Origin of the sequence: Streptomyces sp. R21 (genome assembly GCF_041051975.1) — a bacterium.
In the GTDB taxonomy this organism is placed as follows: domain Bacteria; phylum Actinomycetota; class Actinomycetes; order Streptomycetales; family Streptomycetaceae; genus Streptomyces.
In genome coordinates this window covers 4,587,066-4,608,930 of the sequence record NZ_CP163435.1, presented here as the reverse complement: position 1 = coordinate 4,608,930, position 21,865 = coordinate 4,587,066, and the positions used below count along the sequence as shown (strand labels likewise).

General features: G+C 72.8%; 17 protein-coding genes. 10 read left to right on the top strand and 7 right to left on the bottom strand.

Features of this window, described 5'->3' with window-relative positions; all coding sequences use genetic code 11:
• Both AB5J56_RS20595 and AB5J56_RS20590 read left to right on the top strand, forming a co-directional pair.
• A complete protein-coding gene (locus AB5J56_RS20595; RefSeq protein WP_369234199.1) occupies nt 1–3,297 on the top strand; it encodes an amino acid adenylation domain-containing protein in 3,297 nt (1,098 codons plus the stop codon).
• Nucleotides 3,294–5,387, top strand: a complete 2,094-nt coding sequence (locus AB5J56_RS20590; protein ID WP_369234198.1) for a beta-ketoacyl synthase N-terminal-like domain-containing protein — start codon at nt 3,294–3,296, stop codon at nt 5,385–5,387. Before AB5J56_RS20595 ends, AB5J56_RS20590 begins: the two co-directional genes overlap by 4 nt.
• Before the next feature lie 69 nt (nt 5,388–5,456).
• Here the strand turns inward: AB5J56_RS20590 and AB5J56_RS20585 are convergent, their stop codons facing one another.
• Entirely contained in the window at nt 5,457–6,023 is a 567-nt protein-coding gene (locus AB5J56_RS20585) for a DUF1062 domain-containing protein (protein ID WP_369234197.1), read from the bottom strand.
• Between the two features lie 329 nt (nt 6,024–6,352).
• Between AB5J56_RS20585 and AB5J56_RS20580 the strand changes: the two genes are divergently transcribed.
• Both AB5J56_RS20580 and AB5J56_RS20575 read left to right on the top strand, forming a co-directional pair.
• Entirely contained in the window at nt 6,353–6,874 is a 522-nt protein-coding gene (locus tag AB5J56_RS20580; protein WP_369234196.1) for an ATP-binding protein, read from the top strand.
• A 106-nt stretch (nt 6,875–6,980) separates the two neighbouring features.
• The gene (locus AB5J56_RS20575; protein WP_369234195.1) at nt 6,981–7,712 is read left to right on the top strand and encodes a Type 1 glutamine amidotransferase-like domain-containing protein; all 732 of its coding nucleotides are present in this window, start codon (nt 6,981–6,983) and stop codon (nt 7,710–7,712) included.
• Between the two features lie 33 nt (nt 7,713–7,745).
• Here AB5J56_RS20575 and AB5J56_RS20570 read toward each other — a convergent pair whose 3' ends face one another.
• The 3 genes from AB5J56_RS20570 to AB5J56_RS20560 form a co-directional block, all read right to left on the bottom strand.
• Entirely contained in the window at nt 7,746–8,522 is a 777-nt protein-coding gene (locus tag AB5J56_RS20570; RefSeq protein ID WP_369234194.1) for a thioesterase II family protein, read from the bottom strand.
• Between the two features lie 171 nt (nt 8,523–8,693).
• Nucleotides 8,694–9,182: a hypothetical protein gene (locus tag AB5J56_RS20565; RefSeq protein WP_369234193.1), complete on the bottom strand. Its 489-nt coding sequence runs from the start codon at nt 9,180–9,182 to the stop codon at nt 8,694–8,696.
• 19 nt (nt 9,183–9,201) lie between these two features.
• Nucleotides 9,202–9,465, bottom strand: a complete 264-nt coding sequence (locus AB5J56_RS20560; protein ID WP_369234192.1) for a hypothetical protein — start codon at nt 9,463–9,465, stop codon at nt 9,202–9,204.
• Nucleotides 9,466–9,718: 253 nt separating this feature from the next.
• On the opposite strand from AB5J56_RS20560, the gene pssA reads away from it, so the two are divergent.
• Nucleotides 9,719–10,642, top strand: coding sequence for a CDP-diacylglycerol--serine O-phosphatidyltransferase (gene pssA / locus AB5J56_RS20555; RefSeq protein ID WP_369234191.1), 924 nt, complete (start codon nt 9,719–9,721; stop codon nt 10,640–10,642).
• Here pssA and AB5J56_RS20550 read toward each other — a convergent pair.
• Nucleotides 10,617–11,072: a (2Fe-2S)-binding protein gene (locus AB5J56_RS20550; protein WP_369234190.1), complete on the bottom strand. Its 456-nt coding sequence runs from the start codon at nt 11,070–11,072 to the stop codon at nt 10,617–10,619. The genes pssA and AB5J56_RS20550 overlap by 26 nt on opposite strands.
• A gap of 37 nt (nt 11,073–11,109) precedes the next feature.
• A complete protein-coding gene (locus tag AB5J56_RS20545; RefSeq protein ID WP_369242675.1) occupies nt 11,110–13,170 on the bottom strand; it encodes a molybdopterin cofactor-binding domain-containing protein in 2,061 nt (686 codons plus the stop codon).
• 221 nt (nt 13,171–13,391) lie between these two features.
• Here AB5J56_RS20545 and AB5J56_RS20540 point away from each other — a divergent pair, with 221 nt between their 5' ends.
• The 5 genes from AB5J56_RS20540 (at nt 13,392) to AB5J56_RS20520 (ending at nt 21,013) form a co-directional block, all read left to right on the top strand.
• The gene (locus AB5J56_RS20540) at nt 13,392–13,826 is read left to right on the top strand and encodes a DUF3052 domain-containing protein (protein ID WP_369234189.1); all 435 of its coding nucleotides are present in this window, start codon (nt 13,392–13,394) and stop codon (nt 13,824–13,826) included.
• Between the two features lie 80 nt (nt 13,827–13,906).
• On the top strand, nt 13,907–14,815 hold the full coding sequence (locus AB5J56_RS20535) for a glycosyltransferase family 2 protein (protein ID WP_369234188.1): 909 nt from the start codon (nt 13,907–13,909) through the stop codon (nt 14,813–14,815).
• A 513-nt stretch (nt 14,816–15,328) separates the two neighbouring features.
• Nucleotides 15,329–18,463, top strand: coding sequence for a BTAD domain-containing putative transcriptional regulator (locus AB5J56_RS20530; RefSeq protein WP_369234187.1), 3,135 nt, complete (start codon nt 15,329–15,331; stop codon nt 18,461–18,463).
• A 55-nt stretch (nt 18,464–18,518) separates the two neighbouring features.
• Complete coding sequence (locus tag AB5J56_RS20525) at nt 18,519–19,253, top strand: Clp protease N-terminal domain-containing protein (protein WP_369234186.1); 735 nt, start codon at nt 18,519–18,521, stop codon at nt 19,251–19,253.
• A 47-nt stretch (nt 19,254–19,300) separates the two neighbouring features.
• Complete coding sequence (locus tag AB5J56_RS20520) at nt 19,301–21,013, top strand: bifunctional 3'-5' exonuclease/DNA polymerase (RefSeq protein ID WP_369234185.1); 1,713 nt, start codon at nt 19,301–19,303, stop codon at nt 21,011–21,013.
• Nucleotides 21,014–21,054: 41 nt separating this feature from the next.
• Here AB5J56_RS20520 and AB5J56_RS20515 read toward each other — a convergent pair whose 3' ends face one another.
• Nucleotides 21,055–21,681, bottom strand: a complete 627-nt coding sequence (locus AB5J56_RS20515) for a LysE family translocator (protein WP_369234184.1) — start codon at nt 21,679–21,681, stop codon at nt 21,055–21,057.
• Between the last annotated feature and the right edge of the window lie 184 nt (nt 21,682–21,865).

Sequence of the window (21,865 nt, the reverse complement as noted above, 5' to 3'; positions counted from 1 at the left end):
ATGACCACCGAGACCCTTGACCTCATCGAACCGGACGTAGGCCCGGATCCGGCGTACGGGAACACTGTCGAAGGCAGTGACGAATACGAGTTCCCCGTCTCCGACTCCCAGAGCCGGCTGCTCGTCCTCGACCAGCTGAACCCGGGCACCGCCCAGTACAACGTGCCCGCCGCCTTCGCCGTACGCGGACCCTTCGACCTGCCCGCGTTCGCCCGCGCCCTGGACACGCTCGTCGCCCGCCACGAGTCACTGCGCACCGTCTTCCGCACCGCCCCGGACGGCACCCAGACCCAGCTGGTCCGGGCCACCGACCGGGCCGCGCTCACCGTCGAGCGGGACGTGCCCCTCGACGTGGTGGACGCGCGGATGCGTGCCGAGGCGGCCCACGCCTTCGACCCCGCGACCGGACCCCTGCTCCGCAGCACCGTGTACGCCGTCGCCGACGGCACCCACCGCGTCCTGCTCGTCGCCCACCACCTGGTCTGCGACGGCTGGTCGCTTGGCGTGATGCTGGACGACCTCGGCGCCGCCTACCGCGAGGAGACGGCGGGCATCCCCAGCGCACACGAACCGCCCCTGCAGTTCCCGGACTTCGCCGTCTGGCAGCGCGAGCGGCTCGCCGAGGGGGCGTACGGCCCGGCGGTCGCGCACTGGGCGGGACGGCTGCGCGGCGCTCCCGCCACCGTGGAGCTGCCGACGGACCGGCCGCGGTCCGGCGTGCCCTCGGCGGCCGGCGGCAGTGAGCGGTTCCTGCTGACGGCGGCCACCCGGGCCCGCCTCGCCGAGACGGCCGGCGCCTGCGGAGCGACGCCCTTCATGGCGCTGTTCGCCGTCTACGCCGCCTTCCTGGCCCGCCTCACCGGCCGCGACGACCTCGTCGTCGGCTACCCCGTGTCCGGCCGCGAGCGCCCCGAACTGCAGCAGACCGTCGGCATGCTCGCCAACACCCTCGCCCTGCGCGTCGACTTGAGCGGTGACCCCTCGCTCCGCGAGCTGACCGGCCGGATCCGCGCCGCCCTGGCCGCCGCCGCTCCCTACCAGGACGCACCCTTCGAGGCGGTCGTCGACGCGCTCGCCCCGGACCGCGAGATGGGCCACGACCCGGTCGTCCAGGTCGTGTTCGCCTACGACGACGACACCGCGCTCACTCTGGACCTCACCGGCACCGACACCGAGCGGCTCGAACTCACCCTGGACACCGCCAAGTTCGACTTCCACCTGCACATGGAGCGGTGGGGCGAGGACCTGGCCGCCCAGTTCATCTACCGCAGCGACCTCTTCGACGCGGCGACCGTACGGCGCTGGACGCGCACCTTCGCCACCCTCCTGGACGGCGTGCTCGACGACCCGGACGCCCCGCTGTCCGCCGTCGAGGCGGTGGCCGAGGACGAGCGGCTGCTGCTGATCGCGCAGACCGACCGCCTCGCCGAGGCCGCCGCCCCCGACCGCCTGGTGCCCGACCTGATCGCCGACGTGGCCGCCGCCCGCCCCGACGCCACGGCCCTGGTGTGCGGCGACGTACACCTCAGCTACCGCGAACTGCTCGCCCGCGCCGATGAGTTGGCCGCCCGGCTGCGCGCCGCGGGCGTGGGACCCGGCTTCCGCGTCGGACTGCTGCTGCCCCGCTCCGCGGACCAGGGCATCGCCGCCCTCGCGGTGCTGCGCGCGGGCGGCGCCTACGTCCCCCTCGACCAGGCACACCCGCACGACCGGCTGCGCTACATGGCCGACTGCTCGGGCACCGGCCTGCTGCTCACCTCCGAGGCCACCGCGGCCAGGGGCCTGGAACTCGGCGTGCCCTGTCTGCGTGTCGACCTGCCCGACCCGGCGGAGGCGCCCCCGGTCCCGCAGGGCCCGGCCCCCGGCGCCCGCGACCTCGCCTACGTGCTGTTCACCTCCGGCTCCACCGGCCGCCCCAAGGGCGTGGCCGTCGAGCACCGCGCGCTGGTCAACCTCACGATGGGCGCCCGGCACTCGTTCCCGGTGACCGCCGAGGACCGGGTGCTCCAGTTCGTGGCGTTCGGCTTCGACGTCGCCGTGTCCGACCTGTTCTTCCCCTGGGTCGCGGGCGCCGAGCTGCACGTCCCGCTGGAGGACGAGCGGCTCGGCGAGGCCCTGCTGCACCGGCTGCGCGACTCCCGGATCACATACGTGTTCCTGCCGCCGTCCGCCGCGATGATGCTGCCCGACGTCACCGGACAGCTCCCCGACCTGCGGACCATCGCGGTCGGCGGCGAGGCCTGCCCTCCCGAACTCGTCGAGCGGCTGCACGAACCCGGCCGGCGGATCGTCAACGCCTACGGGCCGAGCGAGGTCACCGTCTACTCCCACACCGCCGACCTCGAACCCGGCGACCCCGTCGTCCTCGGCAACTCCGTGGCCGGCGCCCGCTACTACGTCCTGGACGAGCTGCTGCGCCCGTCCCCCGTCGGCGTCACCGGCGAGATCTACATCACCGGCGCCGGACTCGCCCGCGGCTACATCGAGCAGCCCGGCCTGACCGCCGAACGGTTCGTCGCCGACCCGTACGGCGCCCCCGGTACCCGGATGTACCGCAGCGGCGACCTCGGCCGGATCGACCCGCGCGGGGCGCTGACCTACCTCGGCCGCAGCGACCTCCAGGTCAAGCTGCGCGGGGTGCGCCTGGAACTCGGCGAGGTCGAGTCGCAGCTCGCCCGGCACCCGGACGTCGTGGTCGCCGCGGCCGCCGTCCGCGGCACGGGGAGTGAACAGAGGCTCGTCGCCTACGTCGTCGGTCGCGACGGGGCCGCGCCCGACGACTCCGTCCTGCGCGCCCACCTCGCCGAGGGACTGCCCGCCTTCATGGTGCCGGAGGTGTTCGTCCGCCTCGACGCGCTGCCGCTCAGCAGCAACGGCAAGATCGACCGCTCCCGGCTGCCCGAGCCCACCGTCACCCGGCGCACCCCGGACGCGACCTGGACCGAGGCCGGCACCGCCACCGAGCGGCTGGTGGCGGACGCCTGGGCGCGGGTGCTCACCGTCGACCGGGTCGGCGCCCACGACAACTTCTTCGAGCTGGGCGGCAATTCGACCCGGCTGCTGCGCGTGCTGGTCGCCCTGCGCGAGGCCGGCGCGGACGGCGGGATCTCGCTGATCGACCTGTTCCGCCACCCCACGGTCGCGGCGCTCGCCGCCCGCCTCGACCAGGCCCGCACCACCGAGGACACGCCGCCCGAAGGCCCCATCGGCACCTCCGCCGTACACGGCACCGAACGACACACCCGGCGCACCGCCGCCGCCCGACGACTCCGCTCCCGGAAAGGCACCCCACGATGACCGAGACCGTGAACCCCGCGAACAACACGACCGACGCCCTCGACTCCGGGACGCTCGACTCCGGGACCCTCGACTCCGCGATCGCCGTGATCGGCATGAGCGGCCGCTTCCCGGGCGCCCCCGACCTCGACACGTACTGGCAGAACCTCGTCGGCGGGGTCTGCTCGATCAGCGACTTCACCGACGACGAACTCCTCGCCGACGGCGCCGATCCGGCCGAGATCGGCGGCCGCGACTACGTCCCCTCCAAGGGGTACCTCGCGGACGCAGACCGCTTCGACCCCGCCCTCTTCGGCTTCAACCGCACCGAGGCCGCCGTCCTCGACCCGCAGCACCGGCTGCTCCTGCAGACCGCGTGGGCCGCCCTGGAGGACGCCGGGCACGACCCGCTCGCCGCGCCGCCCCGCACCGGCGTCTACGTCGGCGGCGGTGTCACCGAGCACATGCTCGCCGCCCAGACCGACCCGAAGCTGGCCGCGCAGATCGGCGCGCTCCAGGTGCGCATCCTCACCGACCGCGAGTTCCTCGCCCCCTGGGTCTCCTACCGCCTCGGCCTCGACGGCCCGAGCCTGAACGTGCAGACCGCCTGCTCCACGTCTCTCACGGCGGTGCACCTGGCCGTACAGGCGCTGCTCATGGGCGACTGCGACACGGCACTGGCCGGGGGCGTGGCCGTGGACACCGTACGAAGGCGCGGATACGTCCACTACCAGGGCGGGATCTTCGCGCCCGACGGCCGCTGCCGGCCCTTCGACGAGCGGTCGGGCGGCACGGTGCCCGGCAACGGCGTCGGTGTCGTGGTGCTGCGCCGGCTCTCCGACGCGCTCGCCGACGGCGACCCGGTCCGCGCCGTCATCCGCGGCAGCGCCGTCACCAACGACGGTGCCGCCCGCGTCGGATTCACCGCACCCGGCGTCGACCAGCAGACCGCCGCCATCGTGGAGGCCTGGACGGCGGCGGGCCTCGAACCGGCCGACGCCCAGTACGTGGAGGCGCACGGCACGGCCACCGAACTCGGCGACCGCATCGAGGCGAGCGCCGCGACCGCCGCGTTCAAGGGCGCGCTCGGCACCGGTGCCATCGGCCTCGGCTCGGTGAAGGCGAACATCGGCCACCTGGACGCGGCCGCGGGCGTCGCCGGGTTCATCAAGACCGTCCTCATGCTGGAGCACGCCACGCTCGCACCCACCGCGGGCGCCGGCCGCCCCCACCCCGAACTCGCCCTCGACGACTCCCCGTTCCACGTCGTCGACAGCGCCCGGCCGTGGCCGCGGCCCGAGCGCGGCCCCCGTCGGGCCGGCATCAGTTCGGTCGGCATCGGCGGCACGAACGTCCACGTGGTCCTGGAACAGGCCCCGCCGAGCCCGACCGCCCCGCGCTCCACGAGCCCGGAGATCCTCCTCCTCTCCGCCCACACGGAGGAGGCCCTCCGCACTGTCGCCGCCCGCCTCGCCACCGCGCTGCGCGCCCCCGACGCCCCCTCCCTCGCCGACACGGCCCACACCCTCCGTTTCGGCCGCACCCCGCAGCCCGTACGCGCCTACGTCCTCGCCGCCGACCACGCGGAGGCGGCGACCCGCCTGACCGAACTGGCCGAGGGCCGCGCGGTGTCCACCCCGGCGGGCGCCGACGAACTCCGCACTCTCGGCGAGGCCTGGCTGCGGGACGAACACCTCCCTTGGCCCGGCCAGGGCCGCCGCACCGCCCTCCCGACGTACCCCTTCGAGGGCGAGAGCTTCGGCGCGCTGACCCTGGACACACGCCGACAGGAGCCCGCGTCCCCGGCCGCAGAGGAGGCACCGGAGTCGCTGGGCGGCGACAATCTGGAGCACTCCATCCGAGCCCTCCTCGCCGAGGCCCTCGGCCTGGACCCCTCCCACGACCCGGACATGACCTACTTCGCCGCCGGCGGAGACTCCCTCACCGCCGTCCACCTGGTCGGCACCCTCCGCGACGAGTTCGACCTCGACGTCCCCCTCACCCTCTTCCTCGAACAGCTCACCCTCCACGAGATGGCCCGCCAGATCGTGGCGGGCCGCGACTCCGACGATTCCCTGGACGCGCTGCTGAGCGAGTTCGAGGCGGAGTGACGGCTCTGCCCGGCAATGCGGAGGGGCCGGTGGTTCACGTGAACCACCGGCCCCTTGGCCGAGGAGGGCTCAGCGCTTGAGCATGAAGGTGAAGCCGCCGGAGAGCCTGCCGCTCAGCCGGTCGGCCGAAACGACCTTCCCCTCCGTGATCAGCCGCTCGACCTCGGCCCGCGAGAGACCGCAGCCTTCGGCGATCAGTCGCACCGGCCGGACGGGTATCCGCGCCGCGAAGCGCACCGATACATCGATCACCTCGCTCACCTCGCGCTCCAGCTGATCCGAGCGATCCGATCCGCCGGTGTCGAGGCGCCAGGCACCGTCCCAGTCGAGGGCGATGCGATTACGCCGCCGTACGCCCGGATCCTGGAGCAACTCGGCTGCCAGGCCGGGGTCGTTGGCGTGCATCCGGTCCAGCAGCTCAGGCCGTACGGAACGCACGTTCATCCGCTCGAAGACCGTGAGCTTCGCCGTGTCCCCGCATGCGCTGCAGAGCACGAGGAGCCAGGCGTCGAGGAGCTTGTGGTTGGCGTTGACACGAAACTTGCCGTTCGCCCGGAACCGCTCGGACGCGCACGCGTGGCAACGACGGAGAACGGTCGGCAGGCAGGTGGGCATGACCACCCAGTTATTGAGCACAGAAGTACACCGGTTTCAGGTGAGAAGACCGCAGCAAAAAGCAGCGCGGCGCATAAACGCGACGCGCGACCAATCAGCTCTCAGGGGGTCTCACACGGTGTACAACGGCACGTCCTGACCTGGGCAACTCGGTTCCGGCAGCACGGTAATGGCGCGCGGCGGCGCTGCTCCACTGCTTTTTTCGACCTCACCGCCGGACACTGGATCCATGGAAATGGAATACGTCGGCGGTGTTCCCCCGGTGTTCAACCGGCTGGAGATCACGGTGCTTCGGCAGACCGGTCCTGGCACCGCGAGTCACAGCCCGAACGTCGCTAGCATCGGGCCCCGTGATCGTATGGCTCAACGGCACCCACGGCGCGGGCAAGACGACGACCAGTGCGCTTGTGCAGCAACTCATCCCGGATTCGCGGGTGTTCGACGCCGAGAAGGTCGGCGAGACGCTCATGGACATCACGCCGGGGCTGCCCGCGACGGACAACTTCCAGCACTGGCCGCCGTGGCGGCCGCTCGTCGTGGAGACCGCCCGCCGTGTGCTCGACTACACCGGCGGCACCCTGGTGATGCCGATGACCGTCCTGGTCGAGCAGTACTGGCGCGAGATCAGCACGGGCCTCTCCCAACACAACATCCCAGTACGGCACTTCGTCCTGCACGCCGACCAGGACACCCTGCGTGGGCGCATCGCGGGCGACGTCCTTGGCCCCAACTCCCCGTTCCGCCTCCACTACCTTGAGCCTTACGCCGAGGCGGCCCGCACATGGCTGCACGACGAGGCCGAGGTCGTCGACACCACACACCTCACGCCCGCCGAGGCCGCCGTGCGGATCGCGGACGCCGTCAAAAGCTGAGGCTCGGCGCGAAAGCGCGGTTTCATCGATAGGTACGGCACGAGTGGGTGGCATCGTTCGGGCTGCCGTCGGCTCGTATGGGCCCGTGTGTTGAGGAGGCATTTTCGTGGGTGTCGTTCCCGTGCGTCGGCTGGCTCTTCTCGGGGGAGGTTTCTCCACGGACGACGATGGTCTGCTGGACGAATGGGTGCTCGGTCACGCGCGCACGTCGCGGCCCCGGGTGTGCTTTGTTCCCACGGCCAGTGGGGATGCTCCCGCCTACGGTGAGCGATTCCTCGCCGCGTTCCGGGCGTACGCCTGTGAGTCCAGCGTTCTGCCGCTGTTCAGCAGGGAGTTGGATGACGCGGCGTTGCGCGCGTTCCTGCTCGCTCAGGACGTCATCTACGTAGGGGGCGGCAACACCGCGAACCTGCTGGCAGTCTGGCGTGTGCACGGCGTGGACCGGTTGCTGTGCGAGGCCTACGACCGCGGCACGCTGCTGTGCGGTATCAGCGCCGGCGCCAACTGCTGGGCCGAAGGCTCGCATACCGACTCCTTCGGGCCGCTGACGTTTCTGCCGGACGGGCTGGGCCTGCTGCCCGGCTCGGTCTGCCCGCACTACGACAGTGAACCGGGCCGCCGCTCCTCCTACCGGGCAGCCGTGGCATCCGGCGCGCTGCCCGCCGGATGGGCCGTGGAAGACGGTGTCGGCGCGCTCTTCACGGAGGGTCTCCTGACAGAGACAGTGACCCGCACGCGGCAGGCCCACCTGTATCGGGTCGAGCCGGACGGGCGCGGCGGGACCACGGAGCGGGCGCTGCCACATCGTCTCCTGCTGTCGCCCCTCCGCCGTTCCTAGGCGCGCGCACGGCAGTCGTACAGCAGTCGTACGTCAGCCGACTGACCGTCCTGCGGCCGCCCCCGACACCGCCCCCGTGATCACCTCGACGACATACGCCAGGTGTTCGTCGAGGTAGAAGTGACCGCCGGCCAGTACATGGGTCGTGAACGGGCCGGTGGTCTCGGGCTCCCAGGCCGCCACGCGTGGCACTGCGACCCGTGGGTCGTTGTCGCCGGTGAGGGCGATCAGGGGGCAGTGGAGGCGGGGGCCGGGGCGGTGGGTGTGGGCGAACAGCATGCGGTAGTCGGCTCGCAGGGCCGGGAGGATCAGTTCCAGGAGCGTCGGTTCGGTCAGGAGCTCGTTCTCCGTGCCGGCCAACAACCGCATGTCCGCGATGAGTTCGGCGTCCGTGGGGTCCGACGGCCAGCGCAGTGCCGGAGGCAGGGAGGGGCCCTCGCGGCCCGAGACGAACAGCGCGGCCGGTGTCTCGCCGCGCTCCTGGAGCCGGCGTGCGGCCTCGTACGCCACGGTCGCGCCCATGCTGTGGCCGAACAGGGCGAGCGGTCGGCCCGCCGGGTCCGCGGGCAGGGCGTTCAGTACGGCGTCCACCACGTCGTCGATCCGCTCGGCGAACGGCTCCCTGAAACGGTCGTGGCGGCCCGGGTACTGCACGAGCAACGGCTCCAGCGGGCCCGTGACCTCGGCCGACAGTGCGTAGTACGCACCGGCCGCGCCGCCCGCGTGCGGGAACACCAGCAGCCGCGCCGGAGCCTCGGGCGCGGGGTGGAAGACCCGTATCCAGTCGTTCATGGAGTTCATGGATTCCATGTCCGCAGCGGTCCTTTCGTAAGAGGGGCGCCTCAGTATTCAGCCCTCAGTCCTCAGAGGGTCGTCTCGATCCTTGCGGATTCTCGGGGCGGGGCGGGGAGAACGGGCAGTGCCCCGGTGCCGGATGGATGATCCGGCCCGGGGCCTGTGTCGCACCTGCGCGGCGGGCGTTCACTCCGCCGCGGCGATCCAGCTCTCCAGCTGGTCCAGGGTGGTGTCGGGGTTCGCGACGAGGACCGTCAGCTCGTCCTCCTGCGAGTTGAGGGTGGAGACGGCGGGGCAGCGGTGGCAGCCCTCGACGCCGACCTGGTTCCACCATTTGCAGTGCGGGCGCAGGTGGCACCGTGGCACGGCACCGGCCGCCGTCTTCGCCGGCACGGCCCGTATGCGCTCGATCAGACCACAGGCCGTACCCACCCGGTTCGCGCAGTCCGACACGCAGTGCGAGGCGAACCGCAGGACCCGGCCCGGGGCGATGCCTTCCGGGATGCTGCCCAGGACGTCGGCGGCGGGTACCGGATCGGCGAGGTAGACGACCTCACCGCCGTCCCCGGACCGCACGCCGAGGACCACGGACTCCGGACGCTGCGCCTCTCCGCTGGGACACCAGTCGGGCGTCTGCTGCCCCGCGGCGGGGGCGAGGCCGGTCGAGCTGTCCACGGTGCTCACCTCCGCACCGTCAGCAGGGAGTGGGAGCCCGGTCGGGGCTCACACTGTTGGTGGAGGCGGTCACCATCCCGGCGACGACGGGGCCGCCGGCTATGGCGCCACTCTTCTGCTCGGTGGCGACCGCCTTGGCGATGCTCGCCGCGAGCTGCTCCTGCGAGGTGATCCGCTCGGACCGGGGAGCGGCCGAGGCGGCGGAGGCGGTCACGGTGCTGCCCGCGACGAGACCGGTGACGAGCGCCGCGGTCGCGGCTGCCTTACGAAGACCGTTGTTCATGCGTGTCCCTTCCGAAGTCGCCTTGTTTCTACGGGACTTGACGCTACGAGCGCGGAGTGGCCGCGATCGGCAGTCGCGGCGGCAGCTTCGCGGGGACTCGCCGATGTCGTCGCACCGCGTGTGCGGGCCCGACAACCGGATCCGTGACCGGCCGTGACCGGATCCGAAACCGGCCCCGGCTGCCGTACGCGTCGCGATCCTGCGATGATGCTGCGCCTACGGTCGACCGGACACGCGTGCAGGAGAGAGTTCCTTGACCCTTACTGAACCCGAGGCGCCGGCTTCCCGGACCGAAGAAGAGCCACAGGCCGCGGAAGAGCCAGGGCCCGCGCCCGGGACGGCGGCCCGGGAGTTCTCCCCCTCGCGGCTCTCGGCGGCCGACGTGCTGACGCTCGGCAACGCGGTCTGCGGATTCGCCTCGATCTACTTCATCACCACGGCCGTACTGGTCCCGTACCTCACGGATGGCCACGGCGGCGACGGCTCGGTGCGGCAGGGCGCGGCGACCGCGGTCATGCTCATCCTGATGGCCTCGCTCTTCGACCTGTGCGACGGGCTGGTCGCCCGCAGGTTCCGCAGCTCCGGGATGGGCGCGGAACTCGACAACCTCTCCGACCTGGTCAGTTTCGGGCTCGCACCGGCGTACTTCGTCCTGGTGTGGGGGCTGGTCACCGAGGACGCGCAGCTGCGGCTCGTCGTCGCGGCCGCCGTCGCCGTGCTGCTCGGCGGCCTGCTGCGGCTCGCGCGGTTCTCCGTCACGACGATGACGGACGGCATGTTCCAGGGCATGCCGATCCCGTTCGCCGCGCTCACCGTCGTCTCCGTCGTGCTGCTCGAACTGCCCTTCACGGTCACCCTGATCGCGGTGCTCGGCGTCGCCTATCTCATGGTCAGCCGCATCGAGTACCCCAAGCCCACCGGCAGGCTGGCCACCGCCACCATGGCCTGGGCCGCGGTCAACATCGGCTGCCTGGTCGCCTGGGCCGCGGACGCTCCCGGCGCCGAGACCCTCCTCGTCACGGGCTGCGGGCTTCAGCTGACCCTCGCCGCCGTCCTGCCCCTGTTCGCCGCGGGACGCCGCATCACCAAGGTCCGCGGACGTGAGGGACGCGGCACCGCGGCGGGCGAAGCCACGGCACCCGCCACCCGCGTCACTTCCCCGCGGAAGCCTTCTTGATCGCCTCCCGGATGCGGGAGTAGGTCCCGCACCGGCAGACGTTCTCGATCCGGTCGATGTCGGCGTCGGTCGGCTCGGGCGTCGACCGGAGCAGAGCCACGGCGGCCATGATCTGCCCCGGCTGGCAGAAGCCGCACTGGGCCACGTCGCAGTCCAGCCACGCCTGCTGGACCGGGTGCAGGTCGTCGCCGTCGGCCAGTCCCTCGATGGTGGTGACCTTGCGGCCCGCGCAGTCCGCGACCGGGACGACGCACGGCTGGATCTCGGCGCCGTCCAGATGGCTCGTGCAGGCCCGGCAGACGCCCACCCCGCAGCCGTACTTGGGACCGGTGACGCCGAGCTTGTCGCGCAGCACCCACAGCAGGGGCATGTCCGGGGGCGCGTCCACGGCAACGGGCTTTCCGTTCAGGACGAAGGTGTGGCGGGGCATCGGGTTCCTCCGGAATGGGGGGTGGGGGCGGTGGGCGTCAGAACGTGAGCGGGAAGCGGCGCGGGCTCCTGCCCGTCGCCCGCGCGTAGGCGTTGGCGACCGCGCCCGCCGCCGCGGGAACGCCCAACTCGCCCGCCCCGCCCGGCTCTTCGTGGGACGGCATCAGGTGTGCCTCGAAGTGCCAGGGGCTGTGCCGCTGGCGTGCGTAGAGGAAGTCGGAGAAGCTGCCCTCGCGTACGGCGCCGTGGTCGATGTGCAGGCCCGCCCGGAGGATCGTGGAGATGCCGTCGATCGCCGCGCCCATCAGCTGGGCCTCCAGCCCGCGCGGGTTCACCACCGTGCCGACGTCCGCCGCCATCACCACCCGCGTCACCCGGGGGTGGTCCGCATCGCTCGCGTCGATCTCGGCCAGAGCGGCCACGCAGGAGCCGTACTCCTCGTGCACCGCGACCCCCTGCCCGTGCCCGGCGGGCAGCTTCCCGCCCCAGCCGCCCACCGATGCCACCTTGTCGAGCACCGCCCTGACGGACTTGCTGCGAAGTGTCGTACGGCGGAAGGCGACCGGGTCGGTACGCAGAGCGCGCGCGACCTCGTCGACCATGATCTCCTCCGCAGCCCGAGAGGTACCGGAGTCCACCGAACGCCAGGCGCCGAGAGGGATCGCCAGCTCGATGCCGCCCCAGTCGCCGCCGACCGCGCCGAAGTTGTAGAGGCCGTCGTCGCTCGGCAGCGGGGCGGCCGCGCCGGGCCGCGGGGTGCGGGGGTGCGGTACGGCCGTGGTGCTCGTCGCGACCCCGCTACCGGACGATTCGTTCACCGACGCCATGTGGTGCGTGAACGCCACCACCCGGCCGCGCGCGTGGCTGGCCCGTATGAGGTGGTGGTTGGCCGGGCGCATCCGGCCGTGCCGCATGTCGTCGCCCCGGCTCCACATCAGCTTGACCGGGAGGTGCGCCTTCTTCGATATGAGGGCGGCTTCGAGGGCGGCGTCGTGGTTCAGCCGACGCCCGAACGAGCCGCCGCCGCGCACCACATGGACCTTGACCTTGGACTGCGGCAGCCCGACCGCCGACGCGATGTCCGCCTGCGCGAACCCCGGGCTCTGCGACGAGAACCACACCTCTGCCCGGTGTTCCCGTACGTCGGCGATCGCGGTGAGCACCTCCATCGGCGCATGGCTGACGAACGCGAACTCGAACTCGCCCTCCACCTGCCGTGAACCGTGCGGTGGCGCGGCGAGCTTCGGTACGGCGGCCCGCAGCCGGGAGCGGATCGCGGCGTCCGACAGCGCGGCGAGCGGGCCCGGCTTCCAGGTGATCCGCAGCGCGTCCCTGGCCTTGAATGCGTGGTGGAAGGACTCCGCCACGACGGCCACGCCCCCGGGAACCCGCACCACCGCGTGGACGCCGGGCAGCGCGCGGGCCGCCGCCGCGTCGAGCGTGGCGACCTTGCCGCCCAGCGTCGGCGGACGGGCCACCACGGTGGGCAGCGCCCCGGCCACGTCGAGGTCACCGGCGTAGGCAGCCTTGCCCGTGACGATGTCCCGGGCGTCGATCCGGTTCGTCGGGTGCCCGATCACCCGGCGCCTGCTCGCCGGTTTGGTCCAGGCGGGTATGTCCGAGTGGCGCAGGCGGGCGGCGGCCGCGGACAGTGATCCGTAGGTGGCCGTACGGCCGTCCGGGGCGATCACCTTCGTGTCGTGGGTGCGCAGTGTCCGCGCGGGCACGTGCCACTGCCGGGCCGCCGCCGTGACGAGCCGGGCGCGCGCGCCCGCGGCCAGTCTGCGGGCCGGGCCGTACAGCGAACGGACCGAGTCCGAGCCGCCGGTGAACTGGTTCTGCAGCCGGGGGTCGGCGTCGGCGAGCGGGATCTCGACGTCGGCCAGCCGGGCGTCCAGCTCCTCGGCGATCATCATGGCGACCGCGGTGGTGATGCCCTGCCCGACCTCGGCCCGCGGCAGCCGTACGACGACCTTGTTCGCCTCGGTGACCTCCAGGACGAGCATCTCCGGGCCCCCGGCGACGACGACCACACCGCGGTCGGCGGCCGTCGCCGGCGTGGCCAGGGTCAGGGTGGACGCCGCCAGCGCGTACACCATGACCTTCCTGCGGGAGAGCCCCTTGCCCTTGCCCTCGATGTCGTTGTCGTCGTTGTCGCTCAACGGACGCGCCCTTCGGCCGGGAACGGGTGTTCTGGTGCTGCGGTCGGCTCGTGAGACGAATGGTTCGCGGCCGGGGTTGCGTGCCGGGGACGGGCGCGTCCGCCACGATGGGGCGATCGGGGGAGAGCCGGAAGCAGGCGGAGCCAAGGAGTGTGGCGATGAGCGGAGTCGGCCCAGCCAGGGGAACGGGCGGCGGATACTCCGGCACGCCCCTCGCGAAGAAGATCGGTATCAAGCCGGGCCACCGGGTCGGCCTGCTGCACGCCCCGGCCCGCTGGGACATCCCCGGGCTTCCGGAAGGCTGCGAGGTCACCGACGGCGGACCGCGCGGCACGCAGGTCACCGTCGCCTTCTACCGTGAGCACGCCGGCCTCGCCGCCGAGGCCCCCGGCCTGGTCACCGCGCTCGCCGACGACGCCATGCTCTGGATCGCCTGGCCCCGCAAGGCGGCCGCGCACGTCAGCGACATCGCCGAGAACGACCTGCGGGACCTGTTCCTGCCGCTCGGTGTCGTCGATGTGAAAGTGGCCGCGCTGGGGGAGGACTGGTCGGGCCTGAAGTTCGTACGACGGAGGGAGAACCGGCGTACATGAGGAGTATCTGAGGAGCCCACATGGTGAACGGCTAGCATCGCGGACACAGTTGGCATGGCTGATGTGTTGGCCGGAATGGGGTGGGTGTCGTGTCGCAGGCGGAGCCGAGGGTCGCCGTAGCAGTGGTGACCATGGGAAACCGGCCCGCCGAGGTGGACGCGCTGCTCACCTCCGTGGCCAAACAGGACGTCGCCCCCACCCGGATCGTGATCATCGGCAACGGCTGTCCGCTGCCCGAGTTCGCCGAACGGCTCGGTCTGCCCGGTGAGGTCACCACCATCGAGGTCGACGAGAACCTCGGCTGCCCGGGCGGACGGAACGTCGGCCTGCGGCGGCTGCGCGAGTTCGGGGACGTCGACGTCGTCGTCGAGCTGGACGACGACGGGCTGCTCGTCGACGGCGATGTGCTGCGCCGGGTGCGGGACCTGTTCGCCGGGGACCCGCGGCTCGGCATCGTCGGCTTCCGGATCGCCGACGAGCACGGCGAGACGCAGCGCCGGCACGTGCCCCGGGTCGGCGCCAAGGACCCGATGCGCGGCGGCCCGGTGACCGGGTTCCTCGGCGGCGGGCACGCCTTCTCCCTGCCGATGCTCGCCGAAATCGGGGACTGGCCGGCCGAGTTCTTCTTCGCGCACGAGGAGACCGACATGGCGTGGCGGGCGCTCGACGCGGGCTGGACCGTCCTCTACGCGCCCGAGCTGCTCCTCCAGCACCCCAAGACCTCGCCCGCCCGGCACGCCATCTACTACCGGGTGACCGCCCGCAACCGCGTCTGGCTGGTCCGCCGCCGGCTCCCGCTGCCGCTCATCCCCGTGCACCTCGGCGTCTGGATCGCCCTCACACTGCTGCGGACGCGGTCCGTCGGCGGGCTGCGCGCCTGGTTCGGCGGCTTCGTGGAGGGGCTGCGGACCTCGGGCGGGGAGCGGCGGCCCATGCGCTGGCGCACGGTGTGGCGGCTCACCCGGCTGGGCCGGCCGCCGGTGATCTGAGGCGGCTGCGCCCCCGGACGGGGGACGTACGGACAGACGAAGGCCCCGGTCGTTCACCTCCGACGACCGGGGCCCTCTTGCGTCCCCGGATCCGGCCGCGGCGGCGACACTCCCCCGAGTTACGCGATTTACGCGCGCACCGTCGGGCCAGATCCGATGAAGTGATCACATCAGGCCACACCAACGGATCGCTAACATGTGGCCAACGGTTCCGCAGGGAGCCGTGAGCCGCTCGGTGCGAAGTCGCCGAAATGCGGCGCGAAGGTACTGAAGAACGGCGTGAAATTGGCGTGAAGGCGGCGCGAAGTCGGTGTGACGTCGACTTCGAGCCGGAATTCGGCGTCGGTTTTGCGCCGGGGCTCGGTGTCGGTTTTGAGCCGTCGTTGGACGCCGACTTCGAGTCGGTGTTAGACGTCGGCGTAGGAGCGCGGGCATCGGCTTCGGGTCGGTGTGTCGGATGCGGCGCGGCACGAAGTGGTCGCGCGGAGAGCGGAAAGGCAGTGGGACGGCGCTATGCGGAACGAGCCGCGGTTCGGGCTGCTGGGTCCGCCTGTCCTGTACGGCGCCGGCGGCGAGGTCCGGCCGATCGGCAGCGGCAAGGTGCGTGCCCTGCTCGTCGCGCTGCTCCTGGAGCCCGGCCGGGTCGTCTCCGTCGACGCGCTCAAGGACGCGCTGTGGGGCGGCGCGCCCCCGGCGTCTGCGCAGGCCTCCCTGCACAATCATGTGACCCGGCTGCGACGGCTGATCGGCGACGACGCCGCGGAGCGGCTGCGGGCCGTGCCGCCGGGGTACCTCCTGCAGGTCGGCGAGGGCGAGTTGGACGTCCGCGTCTTCGAGCGCCACGTCATGACCGCGCGCGCCGCGCACGCCGACCGCGACTGGCAGCGGGCGCTGTGCGCGTCCGCGGCGGCCCTCGCCCTGTGGCGCGGCACCCCGCTCAGCGGAGTACCGGCCGAGCGCGGCGCACTCGCTCTCGTCCAACGCCTGGAGGAGGCACGGCTGCTCGCACTGGAGTGGCGCTACGACGCCGAACTGCACCTCGCCGGGACGGCGGGCGCCGTGGCAGAACCGTCCACCCGGGCGGGTCGGCAGGCGGACCGGCAAGCTGGACGGCACGGGGACCGACAGGCCGGCCGACTGACCGGTCTCGCACCCGAGTTGGCCGCCCTCGTCGCCGAACATCCCCTCCGCGAGTCCTTCCACCGGCTGCTGATGCTCGTCCTGCACCGCACCGGCCGGCAGGCCGAGGCCCTCGCCGTCCACCGCGATCTGCGCGCCCGCCTCGTCGAGGAACTCGGCGTCGAACCGGGTCCCGCCGTACGCGAGGCGCACCTGGAGATCCTCCGGGCGGGCGAGGAGGGGAGCGCGGAGGAGTACGAGCGCGAGGCCGGCCCCGACGAGCCGGAGGACACCGACGCCGAAGGCGCCGGACGCCGCCGGCGCACACCCGCGGAGTCCCCGCCCCGGCCCGCCCAACTTCCGCCCCCGCCCGCGCACTTCACGGGCCGGGACGAGCTGCGCGAGGAACTGCGCCGGGCCCTGGACACCGACCACCGCGACACGGGGACCGCGCCCGCCCCGGCCGTGGCGGTCATCAGCGGCATGGCCGGCGTCGGCAAGAGCGCGCTGGCCCTGCACGTGGCACACGGCCTGCGGGAACGCTTCCCCGACGGCCAGCTGTACGTCAACCTGCACGGCGCCACGCCCGGCATGACACCGCTCACCCCCTGCCAGGCACTCGCGGCGCTGCTGCGCGACCTCGGCGCCGAGCCGCGCGGCATCCCCGAACACCCGGACGCGGCAGCCGCGTTGCTCCGCTCCATGCTCGCGCCCACCCGCACCCTGATGGTCCTCGACGACGCCGCGCACGCCGCCCAGGTGCGGCCGCTGCTGCCCGCGGGCGCCGGCTGCGCGGTGATCGTCACGAGCCGCTCGCCGCTCACCGCCCTCGACGGCGCCCACCGCTTCCCGCTCGCACCGCTGTCGGACGAGGAGAGCGCGGCGCTGCTGCGCGCGGTCTCCGGGCGCGAGGAGGGTCTCGACGGCGCCCATCCCCTCGTGGAGCTGACCGGGCGGCTGCCGCTGGCACTGCGGGTCGTGGCGGCCCGGCTCGCCGCGCGCCGGGCGCTCACCCCGGATGTGCTGGCCGGTCAGCTGACCGCCACGGAAGGGCGGTTGCACCACCTCGAATACGACGACCTGAGCGTCCGCAGGTCCCTCGCCGTCGCGCACGACGCGCTGCACGCCTCCGAGCGCGAGGCCGACCGGGACGCGGCGCTCGCCCTGCGCCGGATCGGCACGCTCGACCTCCCCGCCTACGGGGCGCTGCTCCTCGCCCGGCTCACCGGCACCGACGCGCGCCGCGCCGAGGCCGCCCTCGACCGCCTCGTCGACGTCGCCCTCCTGGAGGAGACGGCGTACGGCCGCTACGCACCCCACGACCTCGTCCGCGACTTCGCCCGCGAGCTCGCGGCGACGACGGGGGCGGCGGACGCCGCGGAGGCCGCGGACCACCAGGTCGAGGGCGAGAGCAGATGCGTCGCCGAGCGCGCCCTGCGCTGGTACGCCGGTGCCGCCGCGCACACCCTCGCGGCGATCGTCGAACCGGGGCTCGACCGCGAGGACCGCGCCCGCGCGACCACCACGCAGCCGCCCGCGCACGCGGCGGACGTCGCGGCCATGCCGCCCTTCGCCTCCGCCGAGGAGGCCTTCGCCTGGGGCGATCTGGAGCTGGAGAACGTGGTGGCGCTGGTCGAGCGGTACGCGGACTCGTCCGCCTATGTGCCCCTCCTGGTGCGCCTGCTCGGCCCCTACCTGCAGCGCCGGGGCCGCGTCGCCGAGACGGAGCTGCTCACCCGGGCCGCGCTCGGGGCGGCGCGGCGGCTCGGGGACGACGCCGCCGAGGCGTACGCGCTCGGGGACCTCGCCGGGATGCACTTCATGACGGGCCGCGCGGGCGAGGCACTCGCGCTGAACGACGCGGCACTGGAGATCTGGCGGCGGCAGGGCGTGCTGTCCTGGGTGCGCCGCGGCCTCAACAACCGCGGCATGCTCCTCGAAGGGCTCGGCCGCCACGAGGAGTCCAGCGAGGCGCTGCTGCAGAGCCTCGAACTCTCGCGGGAGCTGGGCGACCCGCACACCGAGGCCATCACCTACAGCCACCTCGGCAACCTCTACGAGCACACCGACCCACGGTCCGCCATCGACCACCACAAGCGCAGCCTGGCCCTCGGCGAGACGCTGGACGACGTCATCCTCCGGCACTCCGCCCACTGCAACATCGGCTACGCCCACCTCACCCTCGGCGAACCGGTCGCCGCCGCAGGGCACTTCGAGGAGAGCCTGCGCATCCTCGGCGCGCACGGCGACTGGCACGGCGAGTCGCAGACCCGGCTCGGGCTGGTGCGCGCCCTGCGCGGCATGGACCTGGGCGAGCGGGCCGCCCGCGAGTGCGACCTCCTGCTGTGCCGCGCCGACCAGCGCGCCGACCGCTACACCGAGGCCCTCGCCCGTCACCAGCGGGGGCTTCTCCTGCACGCGGAGGGCAAGGCCGAGGAGGCGTACGGCCTGTGGGAGTCGGCCCTCGCCGCGCTGGACGGGACGGACACGTCGGTGGTGGGGGAGCTGCGAGGGCTGCTGGCGGAGTGAACGCGAGTGTCAACTCGGGGTTGACACCCCTTGGGTGTCAACTTACGGTTGACACATGACGACGAACCCAAAGCCGATGGCACCCGTACGTCTCGACGACCTCATCGAAGCCATCAAGAAGGTGCACACCGACGCGCTGGAGCAGCTTCAGGACGCGGTGATCGCCGCCGATCACCTGGGCGACGTGGCCGACCATCTGATCGGTCACTTCGTGGACCAGGCCCGGCGGTCGGGCGCGTCCTGGACCGACATCGGGAAGAGCATGGGGGTCACCCGGCAGGCCGCGCAGAAGCGGTTCGTGCCGAAGGCGGAGTCGGAGATCGACTTCAGCCAGGGCTTCAACCGCTTCACCCCGCGCGCCCGCAACGCGGTCGTCACCTCGCACAACGAGACGAAGGCGGCGGGCAACCGCGAGATCCTTCCCGAGCATCTGGTCCTGGGCCTGCTGAGCGAGCCGCAGGGACTCGCCGCGCAGGCGATCGCCGCGCAGGGGGTCACCCCCGACGCCGTACGCGCCGCCGTGACCGCCGTACTCCCCCCGGCCGTCACCGCCGAAGAGGTCCCCGCACTCATTCCCTACGCCCCCGCGGGCAAGAAGGCCCTGGAACTCACCTTCCGCGAGGCCCTCCGCCTCGGCCACAACTACGTCGGCACCGAGCACATCCTCCTCGCCCTGCTGGAGCTGGAGAACGGCGAGGGCGTCCTGTCGGGCCTCGGCGTCGACAAGGCGGCCGTGGAAACCCACGTGGCGGCTGCGCTCACCGAGCCGGCCCAGCCACCGGAGGCGTAGAGACACGGAGCGCGGCCGTTGTCAGACCTGCCTGCGACACTCGCCCCATGGCCGACCGCTGGGCTCTCGCCCCGGCCGAGGACGGTGGTGCGCAGGTCACCGCCCTCGGCCCCGGCGGGCTGCCCGCCGGCCCGGTCCTGCGGGAGCCCGACCTCGCGGAGGCGGTGCGGTCGCGGCCCGAGGTGACCCGGTGGGTCTGGCGGTCGACGGCCGAGGTCTATCCGCGACTGCTCGCCGCGGGGGTGCGCGTGGAGCGGTGCTACGACATCGAGGACGCCGAGACCCTGCTGCTCGGCCACGAGGGCCGGCTCGGCGAGCCCCACTCCGCGGCCGCCGCCCTCGCCCGGCTGCGCGGCGGCCCCGTACCGCCCGACCCGCCCCAGCGCTCCGCCGAGCCCGGCTCCCAGTCGTCCCTGTTCGAGCCGCGCCCCGTCCACGTACCCCTGGAGGACCTCCTCGCGGTGTACGCGGAGCAGCAGCGCCGCCATGACGCCACCGCGCGCCCGGAGCGCATGCGGCTGCTGACCGCCTCCGAGTCGGCGGGGATGCTGGTCGCCGCCGAGATGAACCGGTCGGGGCTGCCGTGGAGCGCGGACGTCCACCGCGAGGTGCTGCACGAACTGCTCGGCGAGCGGTACGCGGGCGGCGGCGAGCCCCGGCGGCTGGCCGAGCTCGCCGACGAGGTGTCGGCGGCCTTCGGCCGCCGGGTCCGCCCCGACCTCCCCGCCGACGTCATAAAGGCCTTCACGCAGGCCGGGATAAGGATCAAGTCCACCCGGAGATGGGAGATCGAGTCCCTCGACCACCCCGCCGTGAAGCCCCTGATCGAGTACAAGAAGCTGTACCGGATCTGGGTCGCCCACGGCTGGTCGTGGCTCCAGGACTGGGTGCGCGACGGGCGCTTTAGGCCCGAGTACCTGGCGGGCGGGACCGTCACCGGACGATGGGTGACCAACGGCGGCGGTGCGCTGCAGATCCCGAAGGTGATCCGGCGCGCGGTGATCGCCGACCCCGGGTGGCGGCTGGTGGTGGCCGACGCCGACCAGATGGAGCCGCGGGTGCTGGCCGCGATCTCCCGCGACCCCGGCCTGATGGAGGTCGCGGGCCGCGAGAGCGACCTCTACCAGTCCGTGTCGGACAAGGCGTTCTCGGGAGACCGGGCGCAGGCCAAGCTCGCCGTGCTCGGCGCGGTGTACGGGCAGACCTCCGGGGACGGGCTGAAGAACCTCGCCGCGCTGCGCCGCCGCTTCCCGAAGGCCGTCGCCTACGTCGACGACGCGGCCCGCGCCGGTGAGGAGGGCCGTCTCGTCCGGACCTGGCTCGGGCGTACGTGTCCACCGGCGGCCGGCGCGTCCGACGCCGCGACGGAGGAGGCGGGCATCCCGCAGGACGACGCCCTGGACGGCACCGAACCGGCCACCGGGTCCGCGGCCGACCAGGGCTGGGTGCCCGGGTACGCCTCCTCCAACACCCGTGCCCGCGGCCGCTTCGCGCGCAACTTCGTCGTCCAGGGCAGCGCCGCCGACTGGGCGCTCCTCGTGCTCGCCGCGCTCCGGCGCACCTGTGCGGACCTCGAAGCGGAGCTGGTCTTCTTCCAGCACGACGAGGTGATCGTGCACTGCCCGGCGAAGGAGGCGGAGACCGTCGTCGCCGCGATCCGCGACGCCGCGGACCTGGCGGGCCGGCTGACGTTCGGCGAGACACCGGTCCGCTTCCCGTTCACCACGGCGGTGGTGGAGTGCTACGCGGACGCCAAGTAGTACGCGTTGCCCCACCCGGTCGTCCCCCTCGACCTCCTCGACTACTTCGGCGCCACCGCCAGCCGCACCGCCAGCCCCGTGAACACGGTCCCGCTGAAGAGGTTCAGACCCCGGGCCACCCGCCGACTGCGCCGCAGCAGCGCCGACAGCCGACCGGAGAGCAGCCCGATCGACCCGTCGACCGCGAGGCCCATGACCACCATCGTGACGCCGAGCACCATGAACTGCCCGGCCACATGCCCCAGTTCGGGGTTCACGAACTGCGGCAGGAACGCGATGTTGAAGAGGATCACCTTGGGATTGAGCAGATTGGTCACGGCACCCTGCCAGAAGGCGCGCCACCGCCCCGGCCCGGCGTCCCCGTCCGCCTCGACGGGCACCGCCCGATCCCGGAACGCCTTCACCGCGAGGTAGAGGAGATAGGCGGCGCCCACCCAGCGCAGCACGTGGTACAGCATCGGCAGTGTCGTGAACAACGCCGAAAGCCCCAGCATCGCGGCCACCGCGTGCACCAGCATCGCGAAGGCCACGCCCAACGCGGCCATCACCCCCGCTCCGGGTCCTCCCCTCCCGCCCATCGCCACGATGAACATCATGTCGGGCCCCGGCGTGACACAGAGCGCGAATCCGGCGACGAGGAAGGCTGCGTACAGGGATGTGTCGACCATGACGGCCATGCTCGGCGCGGTCCGTCGTAGGGGCGAGCGAATTTCAGTGCGTGAGACGGGGCTTGGGGGGACCGGACCCTAGGGATTTGCCCCGATGCCCGCACCGACGTCGCTCGCCTACCGTCGCGAGTGGCGCTGAACCTCCGGTCAGCCGATCCATATCGCACCGAACTCGGGTGCCACA

What these genes read in the sequence shown, in the direction of transcription:
- AB5J56_RS20540 (WP_369234189.1), top strand. Translation starts at nt 13,392, where the DNA reads ATGAGCGGAGTCGGCCCAGCCAGGGGAACGGGCGGCGGATACTCCGGC.
- AB5J56_RS20550 (WP_369234190.1), bottom strand. Translation starts at nt 11,072, where the DNA reads ATGCCCCGCCACACCTTCGTCCTGAACGGAAAGCCCGTTGCCGTGGAC.
- AB5J56_RS20545 (WP_369242675.1), bottom strand. Translation starts at nt 13,170, where the DNA reads ATGGTGTACGCGCTGGCGGCGTCCACCCTGACCCTGGCCACGCCGGCG.
- AB5J56_RS20590 (WP_369234198.1), top strand. Translation starts at nt 3,294, where the DNA reads ATGACCGAGACCGTGAACCCCGCGAACAACACGACCGACGCCCTCGAC.
- AB5J56_RS20595 (WP_369234199.1), top strand. Translation starts at nt 1, where the DNA reads ATGACCACCGAGACCCTTGACCTCATCGAACCGGACGTAGGCCCGGAT.
- AB5J56_RS20525 (WP_369234186.1), top strand. Translation starts at nt 18,519, where the DNA reads ATGACGACGAACCCAAAGCCGATGGCACCCGTACGTCTCGACGACCTC.
- AB5J56_RS20560 (WP_369234192.1), bottom strand. Translation starts at nt 9,465, where the DNA reads ATGAACAACGGTCTTCGTAAGGCAGCCGCGACCGCGGCGCTCGTCACC.
- AB5J56_RS20515 (WP_369234184.1), bottom strand. Translation starts at nt 21,681, where the DNA reads ATGGTCGACACATCCCTGTACGCAGCCTTCCTCGTCGCCGGATTCGCG.
- AB5J56_RS20570 (WP_369234194.1), bottom strand. Translation starts at nt 8,522, where the DNA reads ATGGAATCCATGAACTCCATGAACGACTGGATACGGGTCTTCCACCCC.
- AB5J56_RS20530 (WP_369234187.1), top strand. Translation starts at nt 15,329, where the DNA reads ATGCGGAACGAGCCGCGGTTCGGGCTGCTGGGTCCGCCTGTCCTGTAC.
- AB5J56_RS20520 (WP_369234185.1), top strand. Translation starts at nt 19,301, where the DNA reads ATGGCCGACCGCTGGGCTCTCGCCCCGGCCGAGGACGGTGGTGCGCAG.